Origin of the sequence: Cryptosporangium sp. NPDC048952 (genome assembly GCF_043197895.1) — a bacterium.
In the GTDB taxonomy this organism is placed as follows: Bacteria; Actinomycetota; Actinomycetes; order Mycobacteriales; family Cryptosporangiaceae; genus Cryptosporangium.
Window position 1 is genome coordinate 218,285 of sequence record NZ_JBICTY010000009.1, and the last position, 13,724, is coordinate 232,008.

Annotated in this window: 12 protein-coding genes; 9 read left to right on the forward strand and 3 right to left on the reverse strand. The window is 68.3% G+C overall.

Translation table 11 applies throughout. The annotated features are described in order from the left end of the window. Window positions 1–192: 192 nt before the first annotated feature. Window positions 193–483 (reverse strand): 4a-hydroxytetrahydrobiopterin dehydratase, encoded by a 291-nt coding sequence (locus ACGFY5_RS40635; RefSeq protein ID WP_392729556.1) that lies wholly within the window; start codon window positions 481–483, stop codon window positions 193–195. Between the two features lie 117 nt (window positions 484–600). Here ACGFY5_RS40635 and typA point away from each other — a divergent pair, with 117 nt between their 5' ends. From typA to ACGFY5_RS40665, 6 genes are all read left to right on the forward strand, one after another. Then, window positions 601–2,493, forward strand: a complete 1,893-nt coding sequence (typA, locus tag ACGFY5_RS40640) for a translational GTPase TypA (protein WP_392729558.1) — start codon at window positions 601–603, stop codon at window positions 2,491–2,493. A 318-nt stretch (window positions 2,494–2,811) separates the two neighbouring features. Next, window positions 2,812–3,888: an ABC transporter permease gene (locus tag ACGFY5_RS40645; RefSeq protein ID WP_392729561.1), complete on the forward strand. Its 1,077-nt coding sequence runs from the start codon at window positions 2,812–2,814 to the stop codon at window positions 3,886–3,888. 29 nt (window positions 3,889–3,917) lie between these two features. Beyond that, window positions 3,918–5,660, forward strand: coding sequence for an ABC transporter substrate-binding protein (locus tag ACGFY5_RS40650; protein ID WP_392729564.1), 1,743 nt, complete (start codon window positions 3,918–3,920; stop codon window positions 5,658–5,660). A 65-nt stretch (window positions 5,661–5,725) separates the two neighbouring features. After that, window positions 5,726–6,715, forward strand: a complete 990-nt coding sequence (locus ACGFY5_RS40655) for an ABC transporter permease (RefSeq protein WP_392729566.1) — start codon at window positions 5,726–5,728, stop codon at window positions 6,713–6,715. Beyond that, window positions 6,712–7,770 (forward strand): ABC transporter ATP-binding protein, encoded by a 1,059-nt coding sequence (locus ACGFY5_RS40660; RefSeq protein WP_392729569.1) that lies wholly within the window; start codon window positions 6,712–6,714, stop codon window positions 7,768–7,770. The genes ACGFY5_RS40655 and ACGFY5_RS40660 overlap by 4 nt, the downstream gene beginning before the upstream one ends. Beyond that, a complete protein-coding gene (locus tag ACGFY5_RS40665) occupies window positions 7,767–8,795 on the forward strand; it encodes an ABC transporter ATP-binding protein (RefSeq protein WP_392729571.1) in 1,029 nt (342 codons plus the stop codon). Before ACGFY5_RS40660 ends, ACGFY5_RS40665 begins: the two co-directional genes overlap by 4 nt. Window positions 8,796–8,943: 148 nt before the next feature. On the opposite strand, the gene ACGFY5_RS40670 is transcribed toward ACGFY5_RS40665, so the two are convergent. Further along, complete coding sequence (locus ACGFY5_RS40670) at window positions 8,944–11,025, reverse strand: prolyl oligopeptidase family serine peptidase (RefSeq protein WP_392729573.1); 2,082 nt, start codon at window positions 11,023–11,025, stop codon at window positions 8,944–8,946. 32 nt (window positions 11,026–11,057) lie between these two features. Between ACGFY5_RS40670 and mshB the strand changes: the two genes are divergently transcribed. From mshB to ACGFY5_RS40685, 3 genes are read left to right on the forward strand one after another with little or no spacing between them, the layout of a single operon-like run. Beyond that, window positions 11,058–11,906 (forward strand): N-acetyl-1-D-myo-inositol-2-amino-2-deoxy-alpha-D-glucopyranoside deacetylase, encoded by an 849-nt coding sequence (mshB, locus tag ACGFY5_RS40675; RefSeq protein ID WP_392729575.1) that lies wholly within the window; start codon window positions 11,058–11,060, stop codon window positions 11,904–11,906. Then, window positions 11,907–12,287, forward strand: a complete 381-nt coding sequence (locus ACGFY5_RS40680; protein ID WP_392729578.1) for a hypothetical protein — start codon at window positions 11,907–11,909, stop codon at window positions 12,285–12,287. A gap of 10 nt (window positions 12,288–12,297) precedes the next feature. After that, window positions 12,298–12,744 carry a hypothetical protein gene (locus tag ACGFY5_RS40685; protein WP_392729580.1) on the forward strand — a complete coding sequence of 149 codons (447 nt, stop codon included), beginning with the start codon at window positions 12,298–12,300 and terminating at the stop codon, window positions 12,742–12,744. Here the strand turns inward: ACGFY5_RS40685 and ACGFY5_RS40690 are convergent. After that, the gene (locus tag ACGFY5_RS40690) at window positions 12,741–13,505 is read right to left on the reverse strand and encodes a GNAT family N-acetyltransferase (RefSeq protein WP_392729583.1); all 765 of its coding nucleotides are present in this window, start codon (window positions 13,503–13,505) and stop codon (window positions 12,741–12,743) included. The genes ACGFY5_RS40685 and ACGFY5_RS40690 overlap by 4 nt on opposite strands. Window positions 13,506–13,724: the final 219 nt, after the last annotated feature.

A 13,724-nucleotide genomic window follows, 5' to 3' on the forward strand; every position in this document is an offset into this window, starting at 1 on the left:
ACCTCCGTGGCGCCTCGACGCGTGGACGGGACGCCGGGCGATGTCAGCCCGCCGGCGCCCCTTTGCGCGTCGACCCTACGTACCGGCAGTCTGCCGTGATCCATCCCACACGGGAAGCGTTTACGCGTATCCGGCGCGGCGCGATTTGGACTTAATCGTGCAAAGTCCGAGTCGAGGGGCCACGGAATCAGTTCAGCCGGTGACGAGTGCATCGATCTCGGACGCCAGGTCCAGATCCTTTGCCGTGACCCCACCGGCGGAATGGGTGACGAGAGTGAACGTCACCTTCCGCCACCGGATATCGATGTCGGGATGGTGGTCGCGCGCCTCGGCGACGACAGCCACCCGGTCGACGAGCGCGATCGCCGCGGGGAACGACTCCGCCTCGACCGTCCGCCGGATCCCGAGCGTGTCGCCCGACCACCCCGGCAGCTCCACCAGCGAAGCCGTGATTTCGTCCGCGCTGAGAGTCAGATCAGCCATGGTTCGACCGTGGCCCTTCCGTGCGGAACGGGCAAGGGAGTGCCCCGTAGAATAGGTATTGGCCCGGTGTCATTCCAGTAGCGGGCAAACCCGAGAAAACCCAGGAGTGACCTCGTCATGCCCGCCCAGTCCGAGGACACGGTGTTGTCCCGTCGCGAAGACCTGCGCAACGTCGCGATCGTCGCGCACGTCGACCACGGCAAGACCACGCTGGTCGACGCCATGCTCTGGCAGTCCGGCGCGTTCAGCGCCCACCAGAAAGAGCAGGGCGACGTCGACGACCGGGTCATGGACTCGATGGACCTCGAGCGCGAGAAGGGCATCACGATTCTCGCGAAGAACACCGCCGTGAAGTACGGCGACACCACGATCAACATCATCGACACCCCCGGCCACGCCGACTTCGGTGGCGAGGTCGAGCGCGGCCTGTCGATGGTCGACGGCGTCCTGCTGCTCGTCGACGCCAGCGAGGGCCCGCTCCCGCAGACCCGGTTCGTGCTCCGCAAGGCGCTCGAGGCGAAGCTGCCGGTCATCCTCGTCGTGAACAAGGTCGACCGGCCCGACTCCCGGATCGCCGAGGTCGTCGACGAGGCCTACGAGCTCTTCCTCGACCTGGACGCCGACGAGCACCAGATCGAGTTCCCGATCGTCTACGCCAGCGCGAAGGCCGGCCGGGCCTCGATGACCCGCCCCGCGAACGCGAGCCTGCCGGACGCCGAAGACCTCAAGCCTTTGTTCGACGCCATCCTGGAGACCATCCCGGCGCCGAAGTTCGACCCGAGCGTTCCGCTGCAAGCACACGTCACGAACCTCGACTCGTCGCCGTACCTGGGCCGCCTGGCGCTCTGCCGCGTGCACAACGGGACGATCAAGAAGGGCCAGCAGGCCGCCTGGTGCCGTGCCGACGGTTCGATCGAGCGCGTCAAGATCACCGAGCTCCTGATGACCGACGCCCTGGAGCGCAAGCCGGTCGAGTCGGCGGGCCCCGGCGACATCATCGCGATCGCCGGTATCCCCGAGATCACGATCGGTGAGACGCTCGCCGACCCCGAGGACCCGCGCCCGCTGCCGGTCATCACCGTCGACGAGCCCAGCATCTCGATGACGATCGGTATCAACACCTCGCCGCTGGCCGGCGAGAGCGGCAAGAAGCTCACCGCGCGCCTGGTGAAGAGCCGGTTGGACGCCGAGCTCATCGGCAACGTGAGCATCCGCGTGCTCAACACCGAGCGACCCGACACCTGGGAGGTGCAGGGCCGCGGTGAGCTGCAGCTCGCCGTCCTGGTCGAGATCATGCGCCGCGAGGGCTTCGAGCTCACCGTCGGCAAGCCGCAGGTCGTCACCCGCGAGATCGACGGCAAGGTGCACGAGCCGATGGAGCGGCTGACCATCGACATCCCCGAGGACTACCTCGGTGTCGTCACGCAGCTGATGGCCCTGCGCAAGGGCCGCATGGAGCAGATGGTCAACCACGGCACCGGCTGGGTGCGGATGGAGTACCTGGTTCCGGCGCGCGGCCTGATCGGCTTCCGTACCGAGTTCCTCACCGACACCCGCGGCACCGGCCTGCTGCACCACGTCTTCGAGAAGTACGAGCCGTGGCACGGCGAGCTGCGTACGCGTCCGACCGGTTCGCTGGTCGCCGACCGTCGGGGCCCCACCACCGGGTTCGCGCTGGCGAACCTGCAGGAGCGCGGCGTCATGTTCGTCGGTCCGGGCACCGAGGTCTACGAGGGCATGATCGTCGGCGAGAACTCCCGGTCCGACGACATGGACGTCAACCCGACCAAGGAGAAGAAGCTCACCAACATGCGTCAGTCGTCCGGCGACGTGCTGGTGCCGCTGATCCCCTACCGGCAGATGTCGATGGAGCAGGCCCTCGAGTTCTGCCGTGAGGACGAATGCATCGAGGTCACCCCGGCTACGGTGCGGATTCGTAAGGTCGTGCTCAACGCGCACGAGCGGGAGAAGACGCGTGGTCGGCGCAAGTGGGCCAACCCGCCGGCGTGAACAACCGCCGCTTCCGTACAGCCCCGGGCCACTGGCCCGGGGCTGTTTCGTTGTAGAGGCCCGGTGCCGTTAGCGAATTGATACCGAAGTTAAATCCGTAGACGACGCTGCTACCCGCTGTCGCGTCGGCTCTTCGCTCGTGATTGAGCTGTTACACGATTGTGGGCTGGGGACGCCTCGCCGTTATGAACATTCGCGTAGCTTTTCGGCGGGGCGGCGCAGACCGGCATGTGCACGTCACAACGCCACGACCCGTGTGTGTTGCATGCTGCAACTTTGTGCTGACGCCTCGTAATCTTGGGAAGGAGAACGCCAGCGATGAGCCATGTCGGCGGCGATCGGCCCGCGACGGAAGCGGCAGGCGGCCTCAGTGGCCCCGGCCCCGTCCTGCCGCTCGACACGGAGGCGGTGCTCGCGCCGGCCGCCGGTGACGAGCCCGGCGAAACCGGTAGCAAGCAACCCAAGGTCCAGGGTCGCTCACCCGGGCAAATCGCCTGGCAACGCCTGCGCCGCGACAAGATCGCGGTGGCCAGCGTCGTCGTGCTGGTGTTTTTCCTTCTCGTCGCGATCTTCGCAGACCTCATCGTGTCTGCCTACGGAATTAACAAGGACCAGCTCTTCGGCGATCAGCTGGACTCGATCGGCTATCCGCTCGGTTACCTGGGCGGAGTCAGCGGTGAGCACTGGTTCGGCCTCGAGCCGCAGCTCGGCCGGGACATCTTCGTGCAGCTGGTCTATGGCGCCCGGACGTCACTCGGGATCGCATTCGCGGCCGCGGTGTTCAGCACGGTCGTCGGCGTGATCATGGGCCTGGTGTCCGGTTTCCTGGGCGGCTGGGTCGACTCGGTGATCAGCTGGATCACCGACCTGCTACTGGCGTTTCCCTTCATCATCTTCTCGCTCGCTGCAATTCCCATCATCAACACGTTGATCACGGGTTCCGTGCAGAAACAACCGAGCGTCGAATCACGCATCTACGTCGTCGTCGGTGTACTCGTGACGTTCGGGTGGATGAGTACTTCGCGGCTCGTCCGCGGCCAGGTGCTCTCGCTGCGCGAACGCGAGTTCGTCGACGCCGCCCGCGCGGCCGGTGCGGGCACCAGGCACATCATCTTCCGGCAGCTGCTGCCGAACCTGTGGGCTCCGATCCTGGTGACGTTCTCGCTGGCGGTGCCGCAGTACGTCACGACCGAGGCGGCACTTTCGTTCCTCGGCATCGGCGTCACCGAACCGGTGCCGGACTGGGGACGGATGATCTTCCGCTCCACCAGCTACGTGTCCGCCGACCCGGCGTACGCGTTCTTCCCCGGCATCGCACTGTTCCTGCTCGTGCTTGCGTTCAACCTGTTCGGTGACTCGCTGCGCGACGCACTTGATCCCCGGTCTGCACGATGACCGGTTCCTTGGGAAGAAGAGAGGTACTCGTGCGACGACCAGTACGGATGCTGAGCGTCGGCGTTCTTGCGGTGGCGCTCACCGCGGCCGGATGCAGCAAGAACACCGGTGATGACGACGCCACCGGCGAGACGACCAAGGCGGAGACGCAGACCGCAACGCTCGCGGAGAACTCGGACGGACCCGCTCCCGAGGTTGCCGGTGCCAAGAAGGGCGGCACCGTCACGCTCTACACCAGCGGCGACTTCGAGCACCTCGACCCCCAGCAGAACTACGTCGTGCCGTCGCAGACGACCGGCTCGAACCTGCTCTACCGGACGCTGACCCAGTACCGGGAGAACGGCGACGGCAAGCTGGAGGTCGTGGGCGACCTGGCCACGAACACCGGCGAGGAGTCCGACGGCGGCAAGACGTGGAAGTACACGCTGAAGGACGGCCTGAAGTACGAGGACGGCTCGGCGATCACGGCTCAGGACGTCGCGTACGGCATCGCCCGCTCGTTCAGCCCCGACCTGCCGAACGGCCCGCACTACATCCAGCAGTGGCTGGCCGGTAGCGCGGACTACAACGCGAAGTACAAGGGCCCGTACAACGGCGGCGCGAAGGTTCCGCCGAACGTCGAGGTGCCGGACGCGAAGACGATCATCTTCAAGTTCCCGGCGGCACACGCGGACACGCCGTTCGCGATGGCGCTGCCGACCGCGTCGCCGGTGCCGCCGGCCCGCGACACCAAGGTCCAGTACGACAACCGGCCGTTCTCGTCCGGTCCGTACAAGATCCAGACGTACAACCGCACCCAGAAGATGGTGCTGGTCCGGAACTCGAACTGGGACCCGAAGACCGACCCGATCCGGCACGACTTCCCGGACCAGTACGTCGTCGACTTCACCCGGACCGCGGAGCAGGCCAGCGAGCTGGTCATCTCCGACGCCGGCGCGGCCCAGACCTCGCTGACGTTCCAGGACATGACGATCCCGGCGAGCGTCTACCCGAAGGCCGTCCAGTCCGCCAAGGACCGGATCCTGAGCGGCCCGACGCAGTACGTCTGGCAGATCAACTTCAACACCCAGCGGGTGACGGACCTCAAGCTTCGCCAGGCGCTGAACTACGCGATCGACCGCCAGGGTCTGCTCAAGGTGTGGGGCTCCTACGCCGGTGACCCGGGCACGACGCTGCTCTCGCCGACGACGTCGGGCTACGACAAGTACAACGCCTACGACGGCGGCAACACCGGCAACATCGAGAAGGCCAAGGAGCTGCTCGGCGGCAAGAAGGTCAAGCTGACCTACGCCTACCGCAACACCGAGCGCAACCAGGCCGTCGCCGCGTTCCTGCGGAGCAGCCTGCAGCCGGCCGGTGTCGACCTGACGATCCAGCCGGTCGACGAGGACCAGTACTACACGGTCATCGGAAAGAAGAACAACCAGTTCGACATGTACATGTACGGCTGGGGTTCGGACTGGCCGGGAGCCGGAACGGTCATCCCGCCGCTGTGGGACGGCAAGCGGATCACGCCGGAGGGCAACAACAACACGGCGTACCTGAACGACCCGAAGACCAACGAGGAGATCGAGCGGATCCTCGGGCTGTCCGACCTGACCGAGGCCGACAAGGCCTGGGGCGCGCTGGACAAGGACATCATGACCCGCCTTGCGCCGACCATCCCGGTCATCTACGACAAGCAGACGACCGTGTACGGCTCGAAGATCGGCGGCATCTACCTGAGCAAGCCGTACGGCAACTCGGGTCTGAACAACCTGTACGTCAAGTAAGTCACCACTGCTCCGGTCGGCCGTCGTGCTGACGGCCGACCGGGGCACCCGGCTGGGAGAGGTCCGTGGCCCGGTTCATTCTGCGGCGAGGTTCGCTCGCACTGCTGACGTTGTTCGGCGTGAGCGTCCTGACGTTTTTCATGTTCTTCGCGGTTCCGACCAGCCCGGCCGAACTGCAGTGCGGCCGCGACTGCCGCCCCGCGCAGGTCCAGAACATCGAGCGGCAGCTCGGTCTGGACCAGCCGCTCTGGACGCAGTACGGCCAGTACATGAAGGGCATCGTCGCCGGCCGCACGATCGGCCAGGGCGACACCGCGATCGAGTGCAAAGCGCCGTGCCTGGGTTGGTCGTTCCGGAGCAGTGAGGCGGTGTCCAGCATCGTCGGACGCGCGCTTCCGGTGACGATCTCGATCGTCCTCGGTGGGGCCGCGATGTGGGCCCTGCTCGGCGTCACGCTCGGGTTCATCTCCGCCCTGCGCAGGGGTACCTGGATCGACCGGACGGCGATCGGGTTCTCGCTCGCCGGAGCCTCGCTCCAGATCTACTTCGTCGGTCTGCTGCTGCAGGTGTTGTTCGTCTACACCTTGAAATGGCTTCCGACGCCGTCCTACACCAGTCCGTTCGAAAGCGTCGGCGACTGGTTCGTCGGGATGATCCTGCCCTGGACGACGCTCGCGTTCCTCAACTCCGCGATCTACGCCCGGCTCACGCGCGCCCAGATGCTCGAGACGCTGTCCGAGGACTTCGTCCGCACGGCGCGGGCCAAGGGCCTCCCGTCGCGACAGGTCTACCTGCGCCACGCGCTGCGCGCCGGCATCACACCGATCGTCACGATCTTCGGTCTGGACCTGGGCGTCTCGCTCGGCGGCGCGGTGATCACCGAGAACGTGTTCGGCATGCCGGGCGTCGGGTTCACCGCGGCGGAGGCCGCGCGACAGCTGAACCTGCCGGTCGTCATGGCCACCGTGTTGCTGGCCGCGTTCTTCATCGTGTTGACGAACGTCATCGTCGACTGGCTCTACGCGTACATCGACCCGCGGGTGAGGCTCGGATGACTGAAACCCCTGTCGACGAAGAAGAGTTCCTCCGGGTCGACGACCTCAAGGTCTCGTTCGCGACGATGGACGGCACCGTGCGCGCCGTCGACGGTGTGAGCTACGGCGTCCGGCGTGGACAGACGCTCGGCATCGTCGGCGAGTCCGGCTCCGGCAAGTCCGTCAGCAGCATGGCGATCATGGGGCTGCACGATGCGAAGCGTGCGGAGATCACCGGCAGCATCACGGTCGGTGGCCGCCAGATCGTCGGCTGCCCGGAGGAGGAGGTCCGGAAGCTGCGCGGCCAGACGATGGCCATGATCTTCCAGGACCCGCTCTCGGCGCTGCATCCCTACTACACGGTGGGGCGCCAGATCGTCGAGGCGTACCGGGTCCACCACCCGAAGGCCTCGAAGAAGGAAGCCCGCACCCGGGCGGTCGAGATGCTCGACCGGGTGGGGATCCCGCGCCCCGACAAGCGTGTCGACAGCTACCCGCACGAGTTCTCCGGCGGTATGCGTCAGCGCGCGATGATCGCGATGTCGCTGGTCAACGACCCCGACCTGCTGATCGCCGACGAGCCGACCACCGCGCTGGACGTCACCGTCCAGGCGCAGATCCTCGACCTGCTCGAGGACCTGCAGCGCGAGTTCCACTCGGCGGTCATCATCATCACCCACGACCTGGGCGTGATCAGCCAGATCGCCGACGACGTCCTGGTGATGTACGCCGGGCGCGCGGTCGAGAAGGGCACCGTCGAGCAGGTTCTCCGGCGTCCGCAGCACCCGTACACCTGGGGTCTGCTCAACTCGGTGCCGTCGCTGCACGGTGACGCCGAGGCCGACCTCGTCCCGATCAAGGGCAGCCCGCCGAGCCTGCTCAACCGTCCGTCGGGCTGCGCGTTCCACCCGCGGTGCCCGTACGCCGGACAGAACGGCGACCGTTCGTTCACCGACGTGCCGGAGCTGCTGCCGGTGCTGGACGACGCCGGGCACTCGGTGGCGTGCCATCTGCCGGCCGACCGCCGGCGGGAGATCTACCAGCGGGACATCTCGGAAGCCGGAGTGGCGCTGTGAGTGACGTCAAACTCGAAGAGGAAGCCCGGATTCCGGGCGGGGAGGCCCCGCGGAGGGACGCGCTGCTGTCCGTGCGCGGCCTGGCCAAGCACTACCCGGTCAACGGTGGGTTGTTCGGCGAGAAGGCCGTCGTGCGTGCCGTCGACGGCATCGACTTCGACGTCGCCCCCGGTGAGACGCTCGGGCTGGTCGGCGAGTCCGGCTGTGGGAAGACGACGACCGGCCGGATGGTGATCCGGCTGCTCGAGGCGTCGGCCGGGTCGATCACGTTCGAAGGCAAGGACGTGACGAAGGCCAAGGGCCGGTCGCTGACGCAGCTGCGTCAGGACATGCAGATCATCTTCCAGGACCCGTACTCGTCGCTGAACCCGCGGCACACGGTCGGGCGGATCATCGAGATGCCGCTGAACGTCAACGGTATCGACCCGCCCGGCGGCCGCAAGAAGCGTGTCCAGGAGATGTTGGAGCTGGTCGGGCTCAACCCCGAGCACTACAACCGGTACCCGCACGAGTTCTCCGGTGGGCAGCGGCAGCGCATCGGCATCGCCCGTGCGCTGGTCGTGCAGCCGCGGTTCATCGTCGCCGACGAGCCGGTGTCCGCGCTGGACGTCTCGATCCAGGCGCAGATCATCAACCTGCTGCGGCAGCTGCAGAGCGAGCTGGACCTGGCGTTCCTGTTCATCGCTCACGACCTGGCGGTCGTGCGGCACTTCTCGCAGCGCATCGCGGTGATGTACCTGGGGAAGATCGTCGAGGTCGGTGACCGGGAAGCGATCTACGAGCGACCGTCGCACCCGTACACGCGGGCGTTGCTGTCGGCGGTGCCGGACGTGACGCAGCTCGGGACCGCGGACTCGAAGCGGATCCGGTTGGCCGGTGACGTGCCGACGCCGCTCGACCCGCCGTCGGGGTGCCGGTTCCGTACGCGCTGCTGGAAGGCCCAGGACAAGTGCGCCCAGGAGGCGCCCCCGCTCACCATCAAGAACGGCGGCTCACTCGCCGCCTGCCACTTCCCGGAGACCTAGTGGGCGGCCCGCCCAGAACGACGCTGCCGAGCGGGCGGGACAACTTGAGTATCACCTATACGCGGCGTTGCCCCGCCCGATCGGCAGCGTCGCCCTGGGCGGGCTCCAGGTCAGAGCAGATGCCCCCGCCGAAGGCGGGGGCATCTCGCTACGCGAGCGAGCGGCGGAGGAAATCCAGCTGCAGGAGCAGCAAGTTCTCTTTCACCGTCTCGTCGGTGGCCATGTGGGTGATGCCGGTCAGGGGGAGCACCTCGTGGGGGCGGCCGGCGGCGAGCAGGGCCGAGGAGAGCTGCAGCGTGTGCGCCGCGACGACGTTGTCGTCGGCCAGCCCGTGCACGATCATCAGCGGCCGCGACAACTTCCCGGCGTCCTCGATCAGCGACGAACGCCGGTACGCCTCGGGCTGCTCGTCGGGCAGCCCGAGGTAGCGCTCGGTGTAGAACGTGTCGTACAGCTCCCAGTCGGTCACTGGCGCCCCCGCGATCCCGGCGTGGAACACGTCCGGGCGCCGCAGCACCGCGAGTGCGGCGAGGTAACCGCCGAACGACCAACCGCGAATGCCGACGCGGTCGAGGTCCAGGTCGGGATGGTCCTTCGCCAACGCGAGCAACCCGTCGGCCTGGTCGTCGAGCACGGGCCCCGCGAAGTCGTGCCGGATCGCCGACTCGAACGACGGCGAGATACCGGGCGTCCCGCGCCCGTCGACGATCACCACCGCGAACCCCTGGTCGGCCCACCACTGCGGCTCCAGCCACAGCGTCCCGGCGGCCATCACCTCCTGGTGGTGCGGGCCGCCGTACGGGTCCATCAGCACCGGCAGCCGGGTGCCCGCTACGTGGTCGCGCGGGTAGAGCACCGCCGCCGGCAAGCGTCGGTCGGTGACCCGGCTGAGCGTCGGGTTCGCCGTGAACGGCGGCGCGGCCGCGAACGACTCCAGCGCCCGGTTCGGCGTCACCACGTACCTGACCCCGACCGTGTCGAGCGTCCGCCGGACCTCCACGCGGGTGGACCCGCCCGAGACCCCGCTGAACCAGCCCGCACCCTCGGTGACCTGCCGGGCCGTACCATCCGGCCCCACCCGGTACACGTGGTTCTGCTCGGGTGCGCCCTCGGTGCCTTCGACCAGCACGTCGGCGCCGTCCTGTCCGACGTAGCGCCGCACGTACAGCCCGGGCGGCGTGGCAGCCATCCCCCCGACGAGCAGTTGCCTGGCGTCGCCCTGGTCGGTGCTCCACACCAGACGACCGTCACCCAGCAACGCCGGGGTACCCGGCAGGACCTCCAGCCACGGAGTGCCAGTGGTTTCCAGGTGCGTGGTGAGCTCACCGGTGTCGGGGTCGGCGCCGAGCACCAGGGCCTTCGACTGGCGGCGGTCCATGACCGTGAACAATGGGCAGCCGCTGTCGTCCCAGCCGCCGGTGACGAGGTAGGGGTACTCGTCGGCGTCCCAACTCAGATCGAGACGCGCGCCGGAGAGAGCAATGACGTGCAGGCTCACCAGCGCGTTCGAGCTTCCCGCCCGGGGGTAGCGGATCGTCGTGGGCTCGCGGCCCGGCTGCGCGGGGTCGGCGATGTACCAGGTCTGCACCGGGGACTCGTCGACGCGTGCGGCGAGGATGCGCTCGGAGTCGGGGGACCACCAGTAGCCGCGGAAGCGGTTCATCTCCTCGGCGGCGGCGAACTCGGCGACGCCCCAGGTGACGTGCTCTTCGGCGACCAGTACCCGGTCGGTCCACGTCTCGTCGTCGAGCTCCAGGACGTGCAACGCACCGCCGGTGACGTACGCGACGCGGTCGCCGCGGGGCGACGGCCGCGGGTCCAGCACCGGGCCGGCGACCGGGAGCTCGACCGGCGTGGGTTCGTCACCCGGGAGCAGGCCGATGCGGAACAGCTTCCCGCCGAGCGTGAACACCGCGATGCGGGTGTGCTCGTCGGTGGCGTACGAGACGATGCCGCCGCCGGACTCGCGGCGACGCTCGCGCATCGCCTTCTCCTCCGGCGGGAGGTCCTCGTCGTCGGTGTCGCGGAACGCCCGCGGGTCGGCGACGACGCGCTCCGTGCCGCTGGCGACGTCGAGCACCCAGAGCGCGTGTACGGCGTCGGTGGGGCCGGCGGAGCGGAGGAACACGACTCTCTCGCCGTCCCGGGAGACGGCCACCGTGCGTGGCGCTCCGAGCGTGAAGTTGCGGGTCCGGGCGGCCAACCGGGGGAACGACGTCTGCGCACTCACCACGCCATCCTGACACCCCTAGGCTTGGGTCCATGAGCCTGCCCGCCCGACGACTTCTCCTCGTGCACGCCCATCCGGACGACGAGACGATCACCACCGGCGCCACGATGGCCCGGTACGCGGCCGAAGGCGCGCACGTCACGCTCGTCACCTGCACGCTCGGCGAGGAAGGCGAGATCCTGGTGCCCGCGCTGGCGGGGCTCGCGGCCGACCAGGCCGACCAGTTGGGCGGCTACCGGATCACCGAGCTCGAGCGCGCGATGGCCGCGCTGGGCGTCGGCGACCAGCGGTTCCTCGGTGGCACCGGGCGCTACCGCGACAGCGGCATGATCGGCACGCCCCAGAACGACCACCCACGGGCGTTCTGGCGCGCGTCCGTCGACGAGGCGGCCGCGTGGTTGGCCGACGTCATCCGGGAGGTCCAGCCGCAGGTCGTCGTCACGTACGACCCCGACGGGCTGTACGGTCACCCCGACCACATCCAGGCCCACCGGGTGACGATGCGGGCGATCGAACTGGCGGAGCCCGAGTGGCGGGTGAGCAAGGTGTATTTCCCGAGCGAGCCCCGGTCGCTGCTGGCCCGCGGCATCGAAATGTTCGCCACGTCGGCCGAGAACCCGTTCGCCGGGCAGCGGGACGTCGACGCGTTGCCGTTCGTCACGGCCGACGAGAAGCTCGGAGCGCGGATCGACGCGTCGGCCTTCGCGCTGGCCAAGCAGGCCGCGATGCGGGCGCACGCCACCCAGGTGGACCCGGGCACGTGGCTGCACGCGCTGGCCGAGAACCTCGGAGTGGAGCCGGTCGGCGTCGAGTACTACATCCGTGCGGTGGGGGAGAGCGACCGGGCGGGTCTGGAAGACGACCTGTTCGCGGGGCTTTAGATGGAGTGGCCTCTGCGGGTCGCTGCGGTGCTGGTGGGCACGCTGATCGTGGTGACCACCGAGCTGATCGCCGCGTTCCTGACCCCGTTCCGCATCGGCGCGACCCCGATTCCGATCAGCTGGGTGATCGTCGTGGTCGGCATCGTGCTGGGGTTGTTCGTCACCCGGTACGGGTCCGGACAGGGCAGTTTGACGATCGTCCCCGCGGTGGCATGGTTCGTCACGATCTTTCCGCTGTCGACGCGGACTGCCGAAGGCGACCTGGTCGTGCAGGGTGACTGGGTCGGGTACGGCATCCTGCTCATCGGCATGCTGACGATCGTCGCGACGTTGGCTGTGACAGTGGTAATTCCCAGGTCACAGGGCAACCTGGTGCCCTAACGTGTCGCCAATGCGGAACAGGTGGGCCCGGGTCGGCGTCGTCGTCGCGGTGCTGGTTGTGGTGAACTTCGGAGCGCGGCTGGTGCTGCGTCTCGCGACCGGCACGAGCGAGGACGTCGAGCTGACCACGGCGTTGGTGTCGCTGGCCGCGATGGGTGTCGTGCTCGCCGTCGCGGGGTTCCTGACCGCTCGGCGCTACGTGTGGGGCGTCACGGCCGGTGACCTGTTCTTCGACATCGTGATCTCGGCGCTGCTGGTGACGCTCGTCGGGCCGTTCATCTCGGGTGCGACACCGTTCGGCTCCGGCGTCACGCAGTGGATCCTCCAACTGCTGGTGTGCGTCGCCGTGCTGTTGATCGGTTCGGCGATCGGGGTGCTGCTGGCGGTGGCGTTCGGGCTCGACCCGAAGAGCCGCGCGTGGGGCGCGTACGCAGCGCAGAAGCCGCGCCGACGCTAGGCGTAGTACCGGTAGACGTGGTGCCGCTCGAAGCCGAGCTTCTCGTACATCGCGAGGGCGACGGTGTTGTCCGGTTCGGTCTGCAGGTAGACGTGATCCGCTTTCGCCCAGTCGAGCGCGCCGGCCAGGAGATGCGTCGCCAGGCCGCGCCGCCGGTGCGCGGGGTCGACCTCGACCGCCGTGACGCCCACCCACCCCTCGTCGACGCTCAGCCGGCAGATCGCGATCGTCGTGCCGTCCGCACGAACGGAGGCGAAGCCGGGGGCCGTGGCGTTCTTCAGAACCGCAATGGCGACGTCGGGCAGCGCGTTGCCGCGGTAGTGGTACGCGGCGAGCCAGTCGGCGTCGGGCTCGTCCGTGATGGTCACCGGGGGCAGGTCTTTCGCCGGGAGCCGTAGGTTCTTCGTCTCCGCGGTGAGGACGATCGCACCGCGCTGGTCGCGCCAGCCGCGTTCCTCCAGCGATCGTGCGAGTCTCGTGGCGGCCGGCAGCGGGAGCTGGAACTGCGGCGGGAGGCCGCGTTCGGCGTACCAGCTCGTGACGAAGGCCAACGCCTCGTCGAGCGGCACACCCGGATCGCCCAGTGGGAGCACCGAGTTCGCGCGCCCGGTCCAGCCGCCGGCGGCGCGCAGCTGCCAGCCGCCGATCTGGTCGTTGTCCAGCCCGCGCCAGCCGAGCGCGGCGATGCGTTCGAGCTCGAGGTCCTTGATGCGGGCCGGCGGAATGCGCTTCGCCGCCGCGATCTCAGCGACGGAAATCACGACCTCGCCGGCGCGCGTTCTCACCACCACTCGCTGGCGTTCTGCGTCCAGCTCGATAAGCTCGCCAAGAACGTCGCTGTACTGCGGTCGTTCGGCGTCGAAGCCGGTGAGGACCCTCCGTACAACGACCCGGTGACCGACGTCCGTCGGGTTGAGCGACATCTGACCCGCCTCTGCATCGCGATCCGCAGCCAGCGATACTAGATACCGCTAAGGCGG